16 protein-coding genes are annotated in these 17,715 nt (G+C 69.3%); 11 read left to right on the top strand and 5 right to left on the bottom strand.

From position 1 onward, the window contains the following. Positions 1-24: 24 nt before the first annotated feature. Both I004_RS0125645 and I004_RS36040 read right to left on the bottom strand, forming a co-directional pair. Positions 25-528: a helix-turn-helix domain-containing protein gene (locus tag I004_RS0125645; protein ID WP_028437842.1), complete on the bottom strand. Its 504-nt coding sequence runs from the start codon at positions 526-528 to the stop codon at positions 25-27. 467 nt (positions 529-995) lie between these two features. Continuing rightward, the gene (locus I004_RS36040; protein ID WP_051345432.1) at positions 996-2,141 is read right to left on the bottom strand and encodes a hypothetical protein; all 1,146 of its coding nucleotides are present in this window, start codon (positions 2,139-2,141) and stop codon (positions 996-998) included. A gap of 367 nt (positions 2,142-2,508) precedes the next feature. Here I004_RS36040 and I004_RS0125635 point away from each other — a divergent pair, with 367 nt between their 5' ends. The 5 genes from I004_RS0125635 (at position 2,509) to I004_RS0125615 (ending at position 8,756) form a co-directional block, all read left to right on the top strand. Continuing rightward, entirely contained in the window at positions 2,509-3,582 is a 1,074-nt protein-coding gene (locus tag I004_RS0125635) for a hypothetical protein (RefSeq protein WP_028437841.1), read from the top strand. A 197-nt stretch (positions 3,583-3,779) separates the two neighbouring features. Further along, positions 3,780-4,853: a hypothetical protein gene (locus I004_RS36035; protein ID WP_051345431.1), complete on the top strand. Its 1,074-nt coding sequence runs from the start codon at positions 3,780-3,782 to the stop codon at positions 4,851-4,853. 420 nt (positions 4,854-5,273) lie between these two features. After that, complete coding sequence (locus I004_RS0125625; RefSeq protein WP_028437840.1) at positions 5,274-6,332, top strand: hypothetical protein; 1,059 nt, start codon at positions 5,274-5,276, stop codon at positions 6,330-6,332. Positions 6,333-6,583: 251 nt separating this feature from the next. Then, the gene (locus I004_RS36030) at positions 6,584-7,651 is read left to right on the top strand and encodes a right-handed parallel beta-helix repeat-containing protein (RefSeq protein WP_158677097.1); all 1,068 of its coding nucleotides are present in this window, start codon (positions 6,584-6,586) and stop codon (positions 7,649-7,651) included. A gap of 286 nt (positions 7,652-7,937) precedes the next feature. Beyond that, positions 7,938-8,756, top strand: coding sequence for an SAM-dependent methyltransferase (locus I004_RS0125615; RefSeq protein ID WP_028437839.1), 819 nt, complete (start codon positions 7,938-7,940; stop codon positions 8,754-8,756). A 55-nt stretch (positions 8,757-8,811) separates the two neighbouring features. Here the strand turns inward: I004_RS0125615 and I004_RS0125610 are convergent, their stop codons facing one another. After that, complete coding sequence (locus tag I004_RS0125610; RefSeq protein WP_158677096.1) at positions 8,812-9,069, bottom strand: hypothetical protein; 258 nt, start codon at positions 9,067-9,069, stop codon at positions 8,812-8,814. 135 nt (positions 9,070-9,204) lie between these two features. Beyond that, positions 9,205-10,467, bottom strand: a complete 1,263-nt coding sequence (locus tag I004_RS0125605; protein ID WP_051345442.1) for an MFS transporter — start codon at positions 10,465-10,467, stop codon at positions 9,205-9,207. 160 nt (positions 10,468-10,627) lie between these two features. On the opposite strand from I004_RS0125605, the gene I004_RS0125600 reads away from it, so the two are divergent. Beyond that, positions 10,628-11,167: a CGNR zinc finger domain-containing protein gene (locus I004_RS0125600; protein ID WP_028437836.1), complete on the top strand. Its 540-nt coding sequence runs from the start codon at positions 10,628-10,630 to the stop codon at positions 11,165-11,167. A 99-nt stretch (positions 11,168-11,266) separates the two neighbouring features. Here the strand turns inward: I004_RS0125600 and I004_RS0125595 are convergent, their stop codons facing one another. Continuing rightward, positions 11,267-11,833: a TetR family transcriptional regulator gene (locus I004_RS0125595; RefSeq protein ID WP_028437835.1), complete on the bottom strand. Its 567-nt coding sequence runs from the start codon at positions 11,831-11,833 to the stop codon at positions 11,267-11,269. Positions 11,834-12,056: 223 nt separating this feature from the next. Here I004_RS0125595 and I004_RS0125590 point away from each other — a divergent pair, with 223 nt between their 5' ends. From I004_RS0125590 to cobM, 5 genes are all read left to right on the top strand, one after another. Beyond that, the gene (locus tag I004_RS0125590; RefSeq protein WP_028437834.1) at positions 12,057-12,848 is read left to right on the top strand and encodes an SDR family NAD(P)-dependent oxidoreductase; all 792 of its coding nucleotides are present in this window, start codon (positions 12,057-12,059) and stop codon (positions 12,846-12,848) included. Between the two features lie 382 nt (positions 12,849-13,230). Beyond that, on the top strand, positions 13,231-14,133 hold the full coding sequence (locus tag I004_RS0125585) for an alpha-lytic protease prodomain-containing protein (RefSeq protein WP_028437833.1): 903 nt from the start codon (positions 13,231-13,233) through the stop codon (positions 14,131-14,133). Positions 14,134-14,694: 561 nt separating this feature from the next. After that, positions 14,695-15,465 carry a sulfite exporter TauE/SafE family protein gene (locus tag I004_RS0125580; protein WP_028437832.1) on the top strand — a complete coding sequence of 257 codons (771 nt, stop codon included), beginning with the start codon at positions 14,695-14,697 and terminating at the stop codon, positions 15,463-15,465. A 187-nt stretch (positions 15,466-15,652) separates the two neighbouring features. After that, positions 15,653-16,888, top strand: a complete 1,236-nt coding sequence (locus I004_RS0125575; RefSeq protein ID WP_028437831.1) for a bifunctional cobalt-precorrin-7 (C(5))-methyltransferase/cobalt-precorrin-6B (C(15))-methyltransferase — start codon at positions 15,653-15,655, stop codon at positions 16,886-16,888. Positions 16,889-16,962: 74 nt separating this feature from the next. After that, the gene (gene cobM, locus I004_RS0125570; protein WP_028437830.1) at positions 16,963-17,712 is read left to right on the top strand and encodes a precorrin-4 C(11)-methyltransferase; all 750 of its coding nucleotides are present in this window, start codon (positions 16,963-16,965) and stop codon (positions 17,710-17,712) included. The last annotated feature ends 3 nt before the right edge of the window (positions 17,713-17,715 follow it).

The raw sequence follows: 17,715 nt of genomic DNA, 5'->3' as shown, positions 1-17,715 counted from the left end.
AGGTCTCTCCCTGTGGACTGACTGCTATCGGGCGTCGGCCCCTGTGGCCTCGGCTTCGTCTTCGTCTTCCCCGGCGTTCTCGGTACTCTCCGCGTCTTCGGCGTCCTTGCCGCGTCTGCGGTCGGCGTGCTCGCCGCGTCTGCCGTGCCCGGCATCCCGGCCGGCGCCGTTCTGCTGCGCGGGCCCGTTCTCCTTGCGGAAGGACTCGTAGATCTGCAGCAACGCCTGCTTCTGGCCCTCGTTGATCGACGGATCGGCGAGGATCGCTGCCGGTACCTGCAGCAGGTCGTCCCGCTCCCGCTCGTCGAGGATTCCGGCCTGCACGTACAGCGTCTCGGCCGAGATCCGCAGGGCCTTGGCCAGCTGCTGCAGGATGTCGGCGCTCGGCTTGCGCAGGCCGCGCTCGATCTGGCTCAGGTACGGGTTGGACACCCCGGCGGCGTCGGCGAGCTGCCGCAGCGAGAGCTTGGCGTTGCGCCGCTGCTCACGCAGGAACTCGCCCACATTGCCGACGTTCAGGGAAGCCATGGCCCCTACCATGCCTGGCATTGCTAACTTTTGCAAGCGCCCTGCTTGCAAGTGTGTCTGTCAGGCAGGCGGGCCGGACGTCTTCAAGGGCCGAGGCCGTTCGGCGGTGAGCCAGGTGAGGCCGCCGTCACCTGCGGCTACGGATGAACTGTCATCTCAGCACCTCGGCCCACCAGCATCTCCGCTGGGCGCCGGTGACGTGCCGTTTCACTCTCCAGCGTCGAGGGAGTCCGCGAACGCCGTCACGCCTCCGGCCTCGCAACTGCCCCCGCCTGCCAAGGACAAGAAGCTCCGCAAGTAGGCGGCCGGGAACGGAACACCGGCCTCGCACCCTGACCAACTCCCGTACGGCTGGGGGCCGATGGCTGGTCGCGGCGACGCCGGGTGAACGACAAGAAGGGTGGGACCCACTCGCTGGGTCCCACCCTTGCGTGCATTGCTGCGCCGAGTTCACAGCGCCTGCGACGTCAGTTCCTGCCGGGCTTTAAAGCGTTCTTGGCCGGTGCGGAGCCGACGGCGTCACAGCGGGGGACGCTGCGGGGCGGCGCACAGTTGTCGGGTGTGTTCTCGAAGACCCTGCTCTTGATGAGGTTCACCTTGGGCAGCGGCCGACCGGCGGAGGAGCTCTGCTTCCGCTCGGAGGTGCCGGGGCTGAGGACGATGCCGAATTGGCTCCCGTCGTTGCGGATGCCGCCGCCGCTTCCGGGGCCGCCGTTCGCAGCGTTGCGGGTGACGGTGCTGCGGTACAGAGTCGTCGTCTCGCGCGAGCCGATGAAGAGGCCGCCCCCGTGCAGCGCGGCGATGTTGCCGCCGACATGGGTGGAGTTCAGACGCAACGGTCCGGTCCGGCCATTGATTTCCAGCGTCATGACCCCGCCCCCGGATTCCTCGGCGTCGTTGCCTTCGACGGAGGTGTGGTTCAGCGTCGTCTCACCACCGTTCGCGAGTCCTCCGGCCCACATGCCGGCCACGTTGCCGCGGATGGCGCCACCTCGCATCGTCATCGTTCCGCTGGTGGCCACTCCACCCGCGACGGAGCTGGAGTTGTCATGGACCGTGGTGTCCTTGAGCACGAGCGAGCCCAGGTTGTTCCAGATCCCGCCGGCGAGGAAGCCGGCGCTGTTGTTCCTGACCGTCACGCCCGTCAGGGTGAGCGTGCCGCGGTCGTTGGAGATGGCCCCGCCCCTGTCCCCCGGGCCCGTTCCGCCGGCCTCGCCGCCGCGGAGGGTGACCGAGCCCAGGCTGAGGCGGCCGGTCTGCTGCACGTGAAAGATCCGGAACGCGTCGGCGGCGTTGGGCGAGCGCTGGATGATGGTGCGCTCTCCTCCGGAGATCCGCACGTTGCCGGTGATCTCCGGCAGGCCGTCGTCCGTGTTGTCGGCCGCCGTGAGGGAGTACGTGCATCGAGGGGCCAGGACGATCGAGCCACCGTCCGCGTTCGCGTTGTCGATCGCGGTTTTCAGCGCGGCGATGTCGTTGCAGGGGACGCGGGTGGGCGCCTGCGGCGCGCGGTTCTGCGCCTGTGCTTGTCCGGTGGGTACGAGGGTCAGACACAGGCCGAGGCCCGTGACCGCGGTGAGGGTCAGGCGTCTGCGTTTGCGTCGGTCAGTCATGCGGCTTCCCTTGGCTGTGGGAGGAGGGGCTGAGCGATCCCGGTGACGCCCGGTCCCCGAACGGCCTTCGCCCCGAGCGCCACTGATCGACAGTCCGAGATCTATATGCGGTCGGCATGCGACGCACGTGCTGATCGACCGTCTGGCCTCCCCGTCCCGGAGCCCGACGGGGTCGACGCCGAACCGTCCGCCGACCGCCTCGAGCCGGAGGTCTCCGAGGAGCGAGGCCGTTCGGCGGTGGGCCAGGTGAGGCCGCCGTCACCTGCGGCTACGGATGAACCGTCATCTCATCGTTCTGGTTGGCCGGCATGGCCGCCGGTTGCGGGTGACGTGCCGTTCACTCTCCAGCGTCGAGGGAGTCGTAGCGATGAAGAACGTCTTGCGGTCCGGTGCCGTGGCGGCCGCGTTCGGTGTGGGGCTGTCCCTTGCGGTCCTGCCGGCCGTGCCGGCGAACGCAGCAGCGGCGATCCGTGTGCCGTGCAACGACATCACCGCCCTGAAGGCCGCTATCAACAACGCGAACAGCAGCCCCAATGCCGGCCGCATCACCCTCGCGTCCCACTGCACCTACACCTTGACCGCGCCCGACAACGCGGACGACGGGCTTCCCGAGATCACCGGGAGCGTGACGATCACGGGCCGGGACACGACCATCCGCCGCGCCCCGAACGCCACTCAGGACTTCCGCATCTTCCACGTACCGGCTGCCGGCGGCGTACGCACGCTCACCCTGAACTCGCTCACGGTCAGCGGCGGCAGTCTGCCGAATTTCGGCGGTGGGGGCATCTGGAACAGCGGCACGCTGAACCTGAACCGGACAACCGTCAAGGACAACCGAGCTGAAACGAGCGCCGGTATCCACAACGTCGGCGGACGGCTCAACCTCGACCACAGCACCGTCGAGCGCAACACCGCGACCCGGAACGGCGGCGGAATCCTCAACGGACGCAACCAAATCCTCGACCAACCCGGCACTGTGACCATGAAAGGCGGGGCGCTGCTCGACAACAGGGCACTCAACGACGGCGGTGGCGGCCTGGAGAATCTGAGAAGCACCGCAAACCTGGAGTCCGTCGAGGTCAAGGGAAACTCAGCCCCCCGGGGCGGCGGCATCAACCAATTCGCCGGCACCCTGAACCTGAAGTCGACCACCCTCAGCAACAACATCGCCGTGACCGGTGCAGGCCTCAGAAACTCCCTCAGCACGGCGACGCTGGTCCGGAGCCTGGTCACGCGCAATACGGCGATCACCGCGGGCGGCGGCATCTTCAACGAGAACTCCAGCTCGGTCACGCTCAGGGACAGCAGGGTCGTCCGCAACAGGCCGGACAACTGCAGTCCCGCAGGCAGCGTCCCCAGGTGCACCGACCCGGCGAACGCCGTCACGCCTCCGAGCTCGCAGCTCCCCCCGCCTGCCAAAGGCAGCAAGGTCCACAAGTAGGCCGTCGGTGACACAGCGCGGCCAGGACGGCGTCGGCCTTGAGGCGCGAGGGCCGGAGCCGTTCGGCGGTAGGCCAGGTGAAGCCGGGCTCGCCCACGGTTACGCCTGGAACGTCATCTCATCACTCCGGTCCCGGGCATGACCGCTGGGCGCCGGTGACGTGCCGTTCACTCTCGAACGCTGAGGAAGGCGTAGCGATGAAGATCATCTTGCGGTCCGGTGCCGCGACCGCCGCGATCGGTGTGGGACTGTCCCTCGCTGTCCTGCCGGCTGCCCCGGCCAACGCAGCAGCGGCGACCCGTGTGCCGTGCAACGACATCACCGCCCTGAAGGCCGCTATCAACAACGCGAACAGCAGCCCCAATGCCGGCCGCATCACCCTCGCGTCCCACTGCACCTACACCTTGACCGCGCCCGACAACGCGGACGACGGGCTTCCCGAGATCACCGGGAACGTGACGATCACGGGCCGGGACACGACCATCCGCCGCGCCCCGAGCGCCACGCAGGACTTCCGTATCTTGCACGTCGTCTCCGGCGGCACCCTCACCCTGAACTCGCTCACGATCAGCGGCGGACTGCTTTCCGCTACCGACACCATGGGCGGGGGCATCGCGAACACCAACGGCACGCTGAACCTGAACCGCTCGGTCATCAAGGGCAATGAGGCTTCGCAGGGTGGAGGCGTCCACAACTTCGGCGGACGCCTCAACCTCGATCGCACCACCGTCGAGCGCAACACCAACACCACCGTCGGCGCGACCGCCGGCGGCGGCGTCTTCAACACGGACAGCGGCACGATGAGGATGAAGGGCGGGTCCCTGATCAACAACCGGTCCCCGATCGGCAACGGCGGTGGTCTGGAGAACATCCGCGACGCCACGGCTCACCTGGACTCCGTATCAATCAGAGGGAACACCGCCCTTCTGGGTGGCGGCATCCGTCAGACGCAAAGGGGCGTCCTGCGCCTCACGTCCAGCACGGTCAGCAACAACATCGCTGTGACAGGCGCGGGCCTCTCGAACCTCGACTCCACAGCCACTCTGGTTCGGAGCTTGGTCACGCGGAACACGGCCATCAACCACGGCGGTGGCATCGACAACCCGGCCCCCAGCCGGGTCACCCTCATTGCCAGCAAGGTCATCCGCAACACACCGGACAACTGCACGCCCGCAGGCAGCGTCCCGGGGTGCACGAACCCCTCCGGCGCCGTCGCACCGCCGAGCTCGCAAGCGCCCCCGGCCGGCGGGGACAGCAAGACCCGCTTGTGAGCCTCCTGACGCGACCCGGCCCGCGTCGCTCACTCCCACGCGGGTTGGGTGCTGATGGCTCGTCCGCATACCGGTGAACGAGGAGAAGGGCGGGACCCAGTCGTGGGTTCCGCCCTTCCGCACGTTGCCCGGGCCGGTCGACCGCCGGATCACGCTGGTGGCGGCGAAGCACACCTTCGGAGTACGCGCATGTGCGGCTCGGCCGTCCGGCCGTCGCTGCCCGACAGGCATGGGCAGCGCCGAGGGCTTTGGGCCGGCGGTCCGGAACGGTCGGTCGCTCCGTTCGGCGGTAGGCCAGGTGAAGTTGCGCTCGGCTGCGGTTACGGATGGAACGTCATCTGATCATTCCGGCTGACCAGCAAGCCGCTGGGCGCCGGTGATGCGCCGTTTCACGCTCCAGACGCTCAGGAAGGCGTAGCGATGAAGAGCATTCTGCGGTCCGGTGCCGTGAGCGCCGCAGTCGGTGTGGGCCTGTCCCTTGCGGTCCTGCCGACCGCGTCGGCCAGTGCCGCCGACGGGACCCACGTACGGTGCAACGACATTCCCGGTCTGGTGAAGGCGATCAACAAGGCCAACGCCAGCCCCAATGCCGGCCGCATCACCCTCGCGTCCCACTGCACCTACACCCTCACGGAGCCCGACAACACGGCTGCCGGGCTTCCGGAGATCACCGGGAACGTGACCCTCTCCGGCCGGGACACCACCATCCGCCGCGCCCCGAATGCCGCCCGGGGCTTCCGCATCTTCCACGTCGTCTCCGGCGGCACCCTCACCCTGAACTCGATCACCATCAGCGGCGGCAGCCTTCCCGTCGGCCTCACCGCCGGCGGCGGCATCGCGGTCACCAACGGCACGCTGAACCTGAACGGCGCGAGGATCACGCGCAATGAGAGTGGGGTGGGCGGTGGCCTCTACAACGCCGGCGGAAAGCTCAACCTCGACGGCAGCACCGTCGAGCGCAACGCCGTGTCGAGCTTTGGCGGCGGGATCTTCAACGCAGGTGACGGCACGCTGAGGATGAAGGGTGGTGCCCTGCTCAACAACCGCGCATTCGCCGTGGGTGGTGGTCTTCACAACTCCTCGAGCACCGCGCACCTGAACGACGTCGCGGTCAAGGGCAACACCGCCCAGCAGGGGGGCGGCATCCTTCAGACGACCAACGCCTCTCTGCGCATGACGTCGAGCACCGTCAGCGAGAACATCGCTGTGACCGGCGCGGGTATCTCGAACACCGACTCCAGCACGGCCACACTGATTCGAAGCCTGGTCACCCGTAACACAGCAATCAACGCCGGTGGCGGCATCAACAACGTGTCTTCCAGCCAGGTCGTCCTCAAGTCCAGCCAGGTCGTCCGCAACAGGCCGGACAACTGCAGCCCCGCAGGCAGCGTTCCGGGATGTACCAACCCCGCGAGCGCCGTCACGCTTCCGGCCCCGCAACTGCCCCCGCCTGCCAAGGACAGCAAGTCCCGCAAGTAGGCCGCGGGGAACGGAACCCCGCTCCGCTTCAGGACGGGCCGAGGACGCAGAACTCGTGGCCCTCCGGGTCGGTCCCCGACGGCCGCGGGCGGTAGGTCTGCGCGACCCCGGCCGTTCGGCGGTGAGCCAGGTGAGGCCGCCGTCACCTGCGGCTATGGATGAGACGTCATCTCAGCACCCCGGCCCTCCAGGATGACCGCTGGGCGCCGGTGATGCGCCGTTCACTCTCCAGCGTCGAGGGAGTCGTAGCGATGAAGACCATCTTGCGGTCCGGTGCCGTGGCCGCCGCGTTCGGTGTGGGACTGTCCCTTGCGGTCCTGCCGACCGGGTCGGCGAAAGCAGCAGCGGGTGTCCATGTGCGGTGCAATGACATTCCCGGTCTGGTGAAGGCGATCAACCAGGCCAACGCCAGCCCCAATGCCGGCCGCATCACCCTCGCGTCCCACTGCACCTACAACCTGACCACCCCCAACAACGCGGACGACGGGCTGCCGGAGATCACCGGGAATGTGACCCTCTCCGGCCGGGACACCACCATCCGCCGTGCCCCGAGCGCGACGCAGGACTTCCGTATCCTCCACGTCGTCTCCGGTGGCACCCTCAACCTGAACTCACTCACCATCAGCAACGGCATTGTGGGTACCGCCCTCTCCGGCGGTGGCATCGCGAACAACAGCGGCACGCTGAACCTGAACCGCACGGTCGTCAGGAACAACCTCGCCGGCACGGGTGGCGGTCTCTCCAACAGCGGTGGACGGCTCAACCTCGACCGCAGCACCGTCGAGCGCAACACCGGAAGCGGTTTCGGGGGCGGCATCGTCAACGGCGGTAACGGCACGTTGAAGATGAAGGGCGGGTCCCTGCTCAGGAACCGGGCAGTCACCGGTCCTGGCGGCGGTCTGGAGAACATCCAGGGCACCGCGTCTCTGGACTCCGTGTCGGTCAGGGGCAACACGGCCACTATCGGTGGCGGCCTCCGCAACACAAATGGCTCGACCCTGCACCTGAAGTCGACCACTGTCCGCGACAACATCGCCGTGTCGGGCGCGGGCATCTCGAACAACTCCGTGCTCGGCACCAGTACCGTCACGCTGGTCCGGAGCCTGGTCACGCGCAACACGGCGATCACCGCCGGCGGCGGGATCCTCAATGAGCCGGGCGGTCAGGTCACGCTCACCGACAGCAGGGTCGTCCGCAACAGGCCGGACAACTGCAGCCCCGAAGGCAGCGTCCCCGGATGCACCAACCCCGCGAACGCCGTCACGCCTCCGACCTCGCAACTGGCCCCGCCTGCCAAGGACAACAAGTTCCGCAAGTAGGCCGCCGGGTACGGCACGCAGGCCGTGTGCCCCTGACCAACTCCCGTACGGCTGGGGGCTGATGGCTCGTCGCGGCGACGCCGAGTGAACGACAGGAAGGGTGGGACCCACTCGCTGGGTCCCACCCTTCGGTGCGTCCGCGGTTGCCTGCGCGATCTCACTGCCCGCCGCACCCCGGGCCGGATGCGGGCCGGCGCAGATCCCGAGGTCGCGGGCCGGTCCCAGGAATCACCGCTCTCTCCTACGATGGCGCTTCACAACCCGCGCTGAGGGAAAGGCAGTTGTCATGACCGAGGCCTCTTCCGAAGTGGATCAGTCGAAACCGAGTATCGCCCGGGTCTACGACTATCTCCTCGGCGGCAAGGACAACTATGAGGCTGACCGCGCCATCGGGGACAAGTTCAAGAACGATCTGCCGGGGTCGGTGGCCATCGCGCACGCCAACCGGCAGAACCTGATACGCGCCGTGCGGGAGATCGCCCTCGCGGGGATCGAGCAGTTCATCGACGTCGGCAGTGGGCTGCCGACCGCGGACAACGTCCACCAGGTCGCGCAGCGCCACGCCCCCGACGCCCGCGTGGTCTACATCGACAGCGACCCCATCGTCCTTGCCCATGGCCGCGCCCTGCTCGAGGACAACCCCGGCACCCGTGTCATCCAGGGCGACGGCCGGGACCCGCGGAGCATCCGAGAGCATCCGGAGACCACCGGTCTGATCGACTTCGAGCGGCCCGTGGCCGTGATCCACAGCGCCGTCCTGCACCACTTCAACGACGACGAGGGCCCCGGCGCGATCGTCCGCTACTGGCAGGAACAGGTCCCGTCGGGCAGCTACTTCTTCATCTCCCACTTCCGCAGCGGCGACAACCCGGAGACCGCCGAGGCCGAGGCGGTGCTCCAAGCCACCTTCGGCCGAGGGCGATGGCGGACCGACGAGGAGATCCGTGCCCTCTTCGACGGCCTGGAGATCCTTGAGCCGGGCATCGTGCCCAGTTCCCTGTGGCGGCCCGACACGGCAGGGGAGCTGACCAGCATCAGTTCGTCGGAACACGAGCTGACCGTTTGGGAGCGGCTCATCGTGGGAGGCCTGGCACGCAAGCCCTGAGGCCCGCGCGCTTCCTCGGACCGCGTGAACCCTGAGGCCGTGCGCCGTCAGGGGTTCAAGGCGCTGTGAACGCGGCGTCGGTCACTCGCGGCATGGCCGTGATCATGAAGGGAAGGGTCAGCTCGACCCGGACGCGGTTGACATGTGCGGACGGCCCAGCCGCGCGGGCGAGGTCGTAGCCGTGGCCGTGGCCGTGGCCGAGCATGTGAGTGAGCAGGTACGAGGCCAGTTCGGCGCGGCCCATCGTGTCCCATCGGGGTGACCAGGAGGGCGCCGTCGACGTCGGGTTGTGCCACTGCCTTGAGGACGGCATCGGCCTCACCTTCGCAGCAGCGGATTGCGGCCTGCCGGCGGACCGCTTCTTGATCGCCCGGGGTACAGAACCAGTCAGCATCTCCTGGGGCGAGAGTTTGGGCATCCCGCCCTGCACGCCCACCTCCGTGACGCATCACTGGCGGGACCGCAGGGCGGACCGGGTGACATTCCTGAGGAACGGCACCGGCGTCGCGGCGGCAGCCACCGCGAACAGCCCGAATGCCGGCCGCATGCCGCCCAGTTCGGCCAGCAGCCCCACCAGGGCCGCGCCCAGTGGCATGGCGCCGAAGGTGAAGAGGCGGGACGCCGCGTTGTAGCGGCCGAGCATCTCGTCGGGGACCATGCGCTGGGTGATGGTGCGGGCGTTGACCGTCCAGAGCGTGCCGCCCATCCCGCCGAGGAAGGCGCCAGCCGTCACTGCCCAGATGCTGGTGGTCAGGGCGGGAAGCGTCACCATGGCGATGGTGCTGATCAGGTCGGCGAACATCGCCCAGCGCGCGCCCAGCAGCCGGTTCACCCTGGTCACGGTCGCCGCGCCGACGATTCCACCGATGCCGAGGGCGCTGAGCACGATGCCGTACTGCTGCGGCCCGAGCTCCATGGCCTGCTTGGCGTAGAGCGGCATGAGAGCCAGCCAGGCTCCCCAGACGGAGGCGAGGACGGCGACCACCAGCGACAGCGTGCGCAGCACCGGATCCCGCCACAAGAAGCGCAGCCCTTCGACGATCCGTCTGTTGACCGGGGCCGGGGCTGTGTCCGTGGCGGGCGTGGCGACCCGGAAGCGGCCCACCAGCAGGAGCAGGGACAGGGCGGCGACGGCGTACGAGGCGCCTGTCACCCCGAGCGCGAGGCCCGTGCCGACGGCCAGCAGCAGCCCGCCGACGAAGGGTCCGGCGAACTCCTGCCCTACGGTCTCGGCCCCCGCCATCCAGGCGTTGGCGCGCTCCCGTCCCGGGGCGGGCACCGCGGCCGGGACCAGAGCGGAGGCGGAGGTCGAGGCCAGGACGTCGGCGACACCGAGGATCGCCCCGGCGGCGAAGAGCCGGCCTAGGGTGACACCCCCTCCCATGGCGGACGCGGTGAGCCAGCCCATCGCCACCAGACGCATCCCGTTCGCGCCCCAGAGCAGCCCCCGCCTGTCGAAGCGGTCGACGAGCACGCCGACGTGCAGGGCGACGAGCAGCCAGGGCAGCGTGAGCGTCAGTGCCACGGCGGTGACGTGGGCGGGAGACGCGGTGAGCTGGGCGGCGAGCAGCGGGAGCGCCATCTTCACCACGCCGTCGGCGAGGTTGGTCGCGGCGGTGAAGCTGACCAGGACCGCGGTGTTGCGGCGGCGAGGGTCCTTCGGGGAGCACTCCGGCAGCGTCGAAGAGCCGGTGCCCTCGCCGTACTTCATTCCGTACTTCGTTCCCTCGGGCACCGGCGTGACCATGATCCTCCCCTAACCATCTAACGCCTTAGCTGGTGAGTTCACTCTGGCGCATCCCCCGCCATTCCGCAACCGGCAAAACGCTTAGCCGGTAGAGTGGCTGGAGAGCCGCAGGAGGTGAGCCGCGATGCTGGAGCCGCCGGCCTCGGCCGTTCTGGTGGAGGACTTCGCCAACACGGTCGACGTGGAAGCGGGGAGCGATGAGATCGCCACCCCGGCCGGACTGACCGGCTGGCTGAAGGGCCACGGCATGCTGGCTACGCCTGGAGAAATCCCCGGCACGGTCCACAAGAGCTGTCTGGCCCTGCGTGCGGGCATCCGCGAGGAGTTGGGGACCCACGTCGGCGACACCCCGGACCCAGGACTGCTCGCCGCGGCGGACACGGTGCTGGCCGAACACCCGGTACTGATCACGGCACGCGGCGCCCTCACCCCCGCGGCGGGGCTGTCCGCCGAGCGCGAGCCGCTGGCCCTGCTGGCGATCGCGTGGAGCGAGTTGGTCACGACGGGAGACGCGGTCCGGCTCAAGCGCTGCGCGGAGCACACCTGCGGGTGGGCGTTCTGGGACGCGTCGAAGAACCGAAGCCGCCGCTGGTGCTCGATGAAGGTGTGCGGGAACCGCAACAAGTCCCGTTCCTACGCGTCCCGGCAGCGTCAGGCGACATAGATGCGGCCCACTGGGCACGCCGTTCGGTGACGCGGAGACGCGGGAATCGGAAACGGGCCGATTCCCGCTGTGTGGCGACGGGTTGCGGCAGGCGGCACGTCAGTCGCTCTGCAACCCGGGCAGGAGAACCAACAGGGCGTCGACGAGTTCATCTGCGGGTGATCCGGTTGCCAGGCGGCGCAGTTGCTGGCCGAAGACGAGGGCCACACAGGTACGAGCGAGCCGTTCGGCACCCGGCACACCGAGCCCGGTCAGGATCTGGGTGGCGAGCTGGTCGTACGCATCGAAACAGTCGGTTGCCGCGGCCCGCAGCCGCTCGTCGCGGCCCGCCTGAATGTAGAGCTCGAAGGGTGCGATGTGCCTGCTGTCGAACTCCGTACCCCCCGCGACCTGGGCGACCATCGCTGCGGCGCCGTCGAGGTCGATCACTTCCGCCTGGCACTGGTCGGCGAGTTCGGCGAGACGCCGGGTCTCCTCCGCGACGAAGTGCAGCAGGCTCTCGCGCAGCAACTCGTGCTGCGTCTCGAAGTGGTACGTGACGGAGCCGAGGGAGATTCCGGCCTCCGTGGCGATGCGCCGGTTGGTGACGCCTGCGATGCCGTGCTGTCCGATGATGCGCAGCACCGCGTCGATGATTCGCTGGCGGGTCTCGGAGGCCTTGGGCACGCGGATCATTGTTCCATCTGAGTCCCTGCCGCATGAGCGACGGCCGTCGGCTCACCGACCGGCAGCGGCTGATGACGAGTTGAGCGCGCCCGGAGGCGGCCTCGCCGACTCCGGCTGGTCACGCCGCCGCCCGTCCGAGCCGAGCCCGCCAAAGAGCCGCCGGGGCCGTGCCGTTGCCCATATATTGTTCGTTCGAACGAACAATATATGGGAGGCCTGACGTATGCGCATCACCGGATCAACCGTTCTGCTCACCGGCGCCACGGGCGGTATCGGCCACGCCCTTGCGCGTGAACTCACGGCCCAGGGCGCCAAGTTGGTTGTCTCCGGGCGCCGGGCCGATGCCCTGGAGCCGATCGCGGCCGAGTTCGGCGCACGTGCCGTCGTCGCGGATCTCGCCGACCCGGCTGACGTCGACCGTCTCGCCGAAAGCTGTGCCGAAACCGACATCCTCATAGCCAACGCCGCCCTCCCGTCGAGCGGCGATCTCCTCGACTACACGCCCGAGCAGATCGACCGGGCCCTGACCGTCAACCTCCGCGCCCCGATCATGCTGGCCCGGCTACTCGCCCCGCGCATGGTCGAGGCGGGGCAGGGCCACATCGCCATGATCGGCTCCATCTCCGGCAAGGCGGCCACCAAGTCCTCCTCCCTCTACAACGCGACCAAGTTCGGTCTGCGCGGCTTCGCGGCCGGTTTCCGGCAGGACCTGCACGGAACAGGAGTGGGAGTCTCCGTCGTTCAGCCCGGCTTCGTACGTGATGCGGGCATGTTCGCGGCGACGGGTGCCACCCCGCCCGGCGGAATGCGCACGGTCTCTCCCGCGCAGGTCGCGGCAGGTGTGACGCGTGCCGTCGAACGGGATCTGTGCGAAGTCAACGTCGCCCCGCCGGAGATGAGGCTGCTCAGTGCCATCGCGGGGCAGTTCCCCGGCTTCGCCGAGAAGGTCCAGCGCCGCTCCGGCGCCGAAGGCACGATCAGGCAGATCGTCTCCGCTCAGCGCGGCAAGCGGTGACCGGCCACGATGCTCTCTGATGCCCGGTCCCAGTGGGTGGTCCGAGCGGTCGGCGTCATAGTCAACTCCCGGCCCTGGCACGGCTGATGGGCCGGTTCGTTCGTCCTCACGCAAGCAGGCGTCCCCTCGTCGACCCGCAACCTGGCGCTTCGTCACTTTTTCTCAGGGCACAACTGGCTTGTCAGAAAACAGCACTACAGAAGGAGTTAGATCAGTCAAAACATGAATCAGATCGGACAAGCCTCTTGTCTTTCGGTTCGGGGGCACCAAATACTCCCTCTCGGCGCTTGTCATGGGCACGAGAGCCACAGCTCCGCCGTGCCCATGGCTGCGCCGTACGGGCCCGTGAAACGGGTCCCCGATTCCCCTCCTGGAGGCATAAGTGAGGATCAGGCGCATCACCCCCACCACGGGCACCCAGAGACGCATCCGGCTGATCGCCATCGCGTCCGGACTGGTTGCCGCTGCAGCGCTCACCACGCCTGCCGTTGCTGCCGACGCTCCGACCCCCCGGTTCAGCGCCTCCCAGCTGTCCGCGGCGAGTGACGCGGTGCTCGACGCCGACGTCGCCGGCACCGCGTGGCACGTGGACAAGAAGACCGACACGCTCGTGGTCACGGCTGACAGCAGCGTCTCCCGCGCGGAGATAGCCAAGATCAAGAAGGCGACGGGCTCCGAGGCCGCGGCCCTGAAGATCGAGCGCACCCCGGGCAAGATCCGCAAGCTGCTCCAGGGCGGCGACGCCATCTACGCCAGCAGCTGGCGCTGCTCGGCGGGCTTCAACGTCCGCAGCGGCAGCACGTACTACATCGTCACCGCCGGGCACTGCACGGACGGCGCGGGTACGTGGTGGTCCAACTCGGCCCGCACCTCCACGATCGGTCCGACCGTGGGGTCGAGCTTCCCGGTCAACGACTACGGCCTCATCCGCTACAGCTCCTCCTCGGCCAGCCACCCGGGCACCGCGGGAGGCACCGACATCACCAGCGCGGCCAACGCCACAGTCGGGATGTCCGTCACCCGGCACGGCAGCACGACAGGCACCCACAGCGGCACTGTCACCGGCCTGAACGCCACCGTGAACTACGGAGGCGGCGACGTCGTCTACGGCATGATCCAGACGAACGTCTGCGCCGAGCCCGGCGACAGCGGTGGCTCGCTGCGTTCGGGGAACAGGGCCATCGGCCTGACCTCGGGCGGCAGCGGAAACTGCTCCTCGGGCGGTACGACGTTCTTCCAGCCCGTCGTCGAAGCGCTCAACGCCTACGGCGTCAGCGTGTACTGACGTGAACTGACGGCACCGTCACCGTCGGCACGAGCCCGGGTCGAGCACGACGACCCGGGCTCTGTCGGTTCCACCCTGCGAAGGCCGGATGTCCTGGGCCGCCAGGCGTGCTGTGTGCGGCCGGTCGAGGGAGCGCTTGCCGGGACGCAGGGGGAGGCGTCCCGGTCGCGGTCGATCAGACCCAAGAACGGACAGGCCTGGGAAGGCACTTGCGCCAGCACCGTGCCGATGGGGCCGTGCACCTTCACGCAGCTGCCCAGGCCGCCCCACTGACCCGAGGCGAACACATCAACTCCCTTGAGCAGTCACCTGATCGCGTCGCTCGCATGCGATGACGCAGCTGCTCTTGTCCTGCGTCGAACCCCGGTGCCGGGCAGTCGCGCCGGGGTTCGGCGTCTTTCCGAACGGCCGCCCGGCCCGGGGCGGGGGCGGCGGCGGGCGGGTCTTGATCGTCAATACACTGGTGCGAGCTGCTCGTTGTGGGCTTGACCAGGGGAGGCACCATCCGTTGGAGGTCATAGAGGCCATCGATCCCAAGTCCGCGGCTCGGGCCGCCCGGTCATGACGAGCCTCGATGACATCGCGCTGCTGGCCGCCGCAGGGGTGATCGCCGGCCTGGTCGGATCGGCGGGCGGCATCACCTCACTGCTCTCCTATCCCGCGCTGCTGGCGGTGGGCCTTCCTGCTCTGTCGGCGAACGTGACCAACCTCGTCGCAGGCGTGGCCTGCTGGCCCGGCGCGGCTCTCGCCTCCCAGCCCGAGCTGGCCGGCCAGGGACGGTGGCTGCGCCGCTGGGTGCTGGTGTCGGCGCTCGGTGGGGCGATCGGTTCGGTGCTGTTGCTGTCCACTCCGCCGGGGACGTTCGCTCGCGTGGTGCCGTTCCTGGTGGCCGCCGGTTCGCTTGCTCTGCTCGTCCAGCCGTGGCTCGTCGGCGACGCATCGAGGCACCGGCACGGTCACACCTCGGGGGTCTGGGGTGCGGTTCTTCCGGTGGGGCTGATCGCGGTGTCCGTCTACGGCGGTTACTTCGGCGCCGGGTCCGGTGTGATGACCCTCGCGCTCCTGCTGATCACGGCCGAGCCCCACTTGGCCACTGCCAACGCCCTGAAGAACATGCTCATCGGCGCCCTGACACTCGTCTCGGCCCTCATCTTCGCTGTCTTCGGACCCGTCGACTGGGTGGCGGTACTGCCGCTGGGTCTCGGCATGTTCCTCGGCTCCACCCTCGGCCCGCGGGTTGCGCGCCGGCTGCCGGCCACCCTGCTGCGCTGGCTGGTCGCCCTGATCGGTATCGGCTTGGCCGTCCAACTGTGGATCGACCCGGGCGACTGAGATCCGACCCGCATCCCGCTGCCGCGGCCCCTTCGGGTGACGTTCGACATGCAGCGGACAGGTCTCCGGCGTCGCTCTCCTGACAAGCGGCAGGGCCGCTCGGGGCCGAGCCCCGGCAGGGGCGCTGAGCCGCCGGCTCAGTAGAGTGCGACTCGGTCCCCCGTTCAGAGCCCCTAGGAATCAGGCAGTGACCAGTGCATCCCCGGCAGCGCCGGCCGTGACCGTCGTCGGGATCGGGGCGGACGGCTGGGACGGGCTTCCCGGCGCATCGCGCGCAGCGCTCAGCGGCGCCGACGTGCTCATCGGCGGCGGGCGCCAACTGGCGTTGCTGCCGCCGGAGTGCGAGGGGGAACGGGTCAGCTGGCCCTCGCCTCTGCGCCCTGCCGTGCCCGGCCTGTTCGCGGCACACGCCGGCCGTCGCATCGCCGTCCTGGCCAGTGGTGATCCCTCCTTCTACGGGATCGGGAAGGTGCTGGTCGAGGAGCTCGGTCACGGGAAGCTGCGAATCCTGCCGCACCCTTCGTCCGTCTCCTACGCGTGCGCCCGGCTCGGCTGGCCGCTGGAGGACACCGAGGTCGTCACACTCGTCGGCCGTCCCGCCGCACGGCTCACTGCCGTCCTGCACGACGGGCGGCGCCTGCTGGTGCTCAGCTCAGGCACGGGAACTCCCGGCGAGGTGGCCGAGTTGTTGCGCGACCGCGGGTTCGGGTCGAGCCGGATGCGTGTGCTGGAACAGCTCGGCAGCGAGAGAGAACGCGTCACGTCGGTGGCCACCGCCGACGAGTGGCCCGGTACATCCGTCGACGCCCTGAACATCGTCGCCGTCGAGCTCCGCCGCGCCCCGGACGCCCTGCGGCTCGGCGCCGGTCCCGGGCTGCCGGACGACGCGTACGAGCACGACGGGCAGCTCACCAAGCGTTACGTGCGTGCCGCCACGCTCGGCGCGCTCGCTCCCGCTCCCGGCGAACTGCTCTGGGACGTCGGCGCGGGCTCCGGCTCGATCTCCGTCGAGTGGATGCGCACACACCCCTCGTGCGCGGCCGTCGCGGTGGAGCGTGATCCCGTACGCGCGGAGCGCATCGGACGCAACGCAGACCGCCTCGGCGTCCCCGGGCTGCGCGTCGTGACCGGTGCCGCACCCGAGAGCCTGGCCCAACTGCCCACTCCCGACGCGGTGTTCATCGGTGGCGGACTCACGGCGCCCGGCCTGCTCGAAGCATGCTGGGACCGGCTGCCGGCCGGCGGGCGACTCGTCGCCAATACCGTGACGCTGGAGTCGGAGGCGTTGCTGGCCCAGTGGCACAAGCGCCTCGGCGGCGACCTGGTGCGGCTGTCGTTGGCACACGCCGCGCCCGTGGGCGGCTTCACCGGGTGGCGACAGGCGATGCCGGTCACACAGTGGGCCGTCGAGAGGGCCCCCTGACCGCAAAGCCACTGACCGCCCGACCCGATCCAGGCCACCACGCATACGCACACGACAGCACCAGGAGCAGACAAGTGACCGTGTACTTCATCGGCGCCGGACCCGGCGCCGCGGACCTGATCACGGTGCGCGGCGCCCGTACGCTCGCGGCCTGCCAGGTCTGCCTGTACGCCGGCAGCCTGGTGCCGCCGGAACTGCTCGCCGAATGCCCGCCGGACGCCCGCCTGGTGGACACCGCGCAGCTCAACCTGGACGAGATCACGCAGGAGCTGGCCGACGCCCACAAGGACGGTCACGACGTGGCGAGGCTGCACTCGGGAGACCCGTCCGTCTTCAGCGCCGTCGCCGAGCAGATGCGGAGGCTCGACGCGGCGGGCGTGCCCTACGAGATCGTCCCCGGGGTGCCTGCGTTCGCCGCGGCGGCCGCAGCCCTGAAGCGGGAGCTCACGGTGCCGACGGTGGGCCAGACCGTCATCCTGACCCGGATCGCGAACCGCGCCACGGCGATGCCCGAGAAGGAGGATCTGGCGACCCTCGGCCGCAGCGGGGCGCTGATCGTGCTGCATCTCGCCGCCAAGTACGTGGACCGTGTGGTCGACGAGCTGCTGCCGCACTACGGCGCCGACTGCCCCGCCGCCGTCGTGGCGTACGCCAGCCGCCCCGACGAGCAGGTGCTGCGCGGCGCGCTCGGGGAGATCGCGGAGTCGGTGAAGGTGGCGGGCATCGTCCGTACCGCCGTCATCATGGTCGGACGCACGCTCGGCGCCGAGCAGTTCGGCGACAGCCACCTGTACTCGCCGGAGCGGGAGCGGCACGTCTGCTGAGCG

This window comes from Streptomyces sp. TAA486 (genome assembly GCF_000426165.1).
This window is presented reverse-complemented; position numbering and strand designations above follow the sequence as displayed.

What these genes read in the sequence shown, in the direction of transcription:
- I004_RS0125645 (WP_028437842.1), bottom strand. Translation starts at nt 528, where the DNA reads ATGGCTTCCCTGAACGTCGGCAATGTGGGCGAGTTCCTGCGTGAGCAG.
- I004_RS36040 (WP_051345432.1), bottom strand. Translation starts at nt 2,141, where the DNA reads ATGACTGACCGACGCAAACGCAGACGCCTGACCCTCACCGCGGTCACG.
- I004_RS0125635 (WP_028437841.1), top strand. Translation starts at nt 2,509, where the DNA reads ATGAAGAACGTCTTGCGGTCCGGTGCCGTGGCGGCCGCGTTCGGTGTG.
- I004_RS36035 (WP_051345431.1), top strand. Translation starts at nt 3,780, where the DNA reads ATGAAGATCATCTTGCGGTCCGGTGCCGCGACCGCCGCGATCGGTGTG.
- I004_RS0125625 (WP_028437840.1), top strand. Translation starts at nt 5,274, where the DNA reads ATGAAGAGCATTCTGCGGTCCGGTGCCGTGAGCGCCGCAGTCGGTGTG.
- I004_RS36030 (WP_158677097.1), top strand. Translation starts at nt 6,584, where the DNA reads ATGAAGACCATCTTGCGGTCCGGTGCCGTGGCCGCCGCGTTCGGTGTG.
- I004_RS0125615 (WP_028437839.1), top strand. Translation starts at nt 7,938, where the DNA reads ATGACCGAGGCCTCTTCCGAAGTGGATCAGTCGAAACCGAGTATCGCC.
- I004_RS0125610 (WP_158677096.1), bottom strand. Translation starts at nt 9,069, where the DNA reads ATGCCGTCCTCAAGGCAGTGGCACAACCCGACGTCGACGGCGCCCTCC.
- I004_RS0125605 (WP_051345442.1), bottom strand. Translation starts at nt 10,467, where the DNA reads ATGAAGTACGGCGAGGGCACCGGCTCTTCGACGCTGCCGGAGTGCTCC.
- I004_RS0125600 (WP_028437836.1), top strand. Translation starts at nt 10,628, where the DNA reads ATGCTGGAGCCGCCGGCCTCGGCCGTTCTGGTGGAGGACTTCGCCAAC.
- I004_RS0125590 (WP_028437834.1), top strand. Translation starts at nt 12,057, where the DNA reads ATGCGCATCACCGGATCAACCGTTCTGCTCACCGGCGCCACGGGCGGT.
- I004_RS0125580 (WP_028437832.1), top strand. Translation starts at nt 14,695, where the DNA reads ATGACGAGCCTCGATGACATCGCGCTGCTGGCCGCCGCAGGGGTGATC.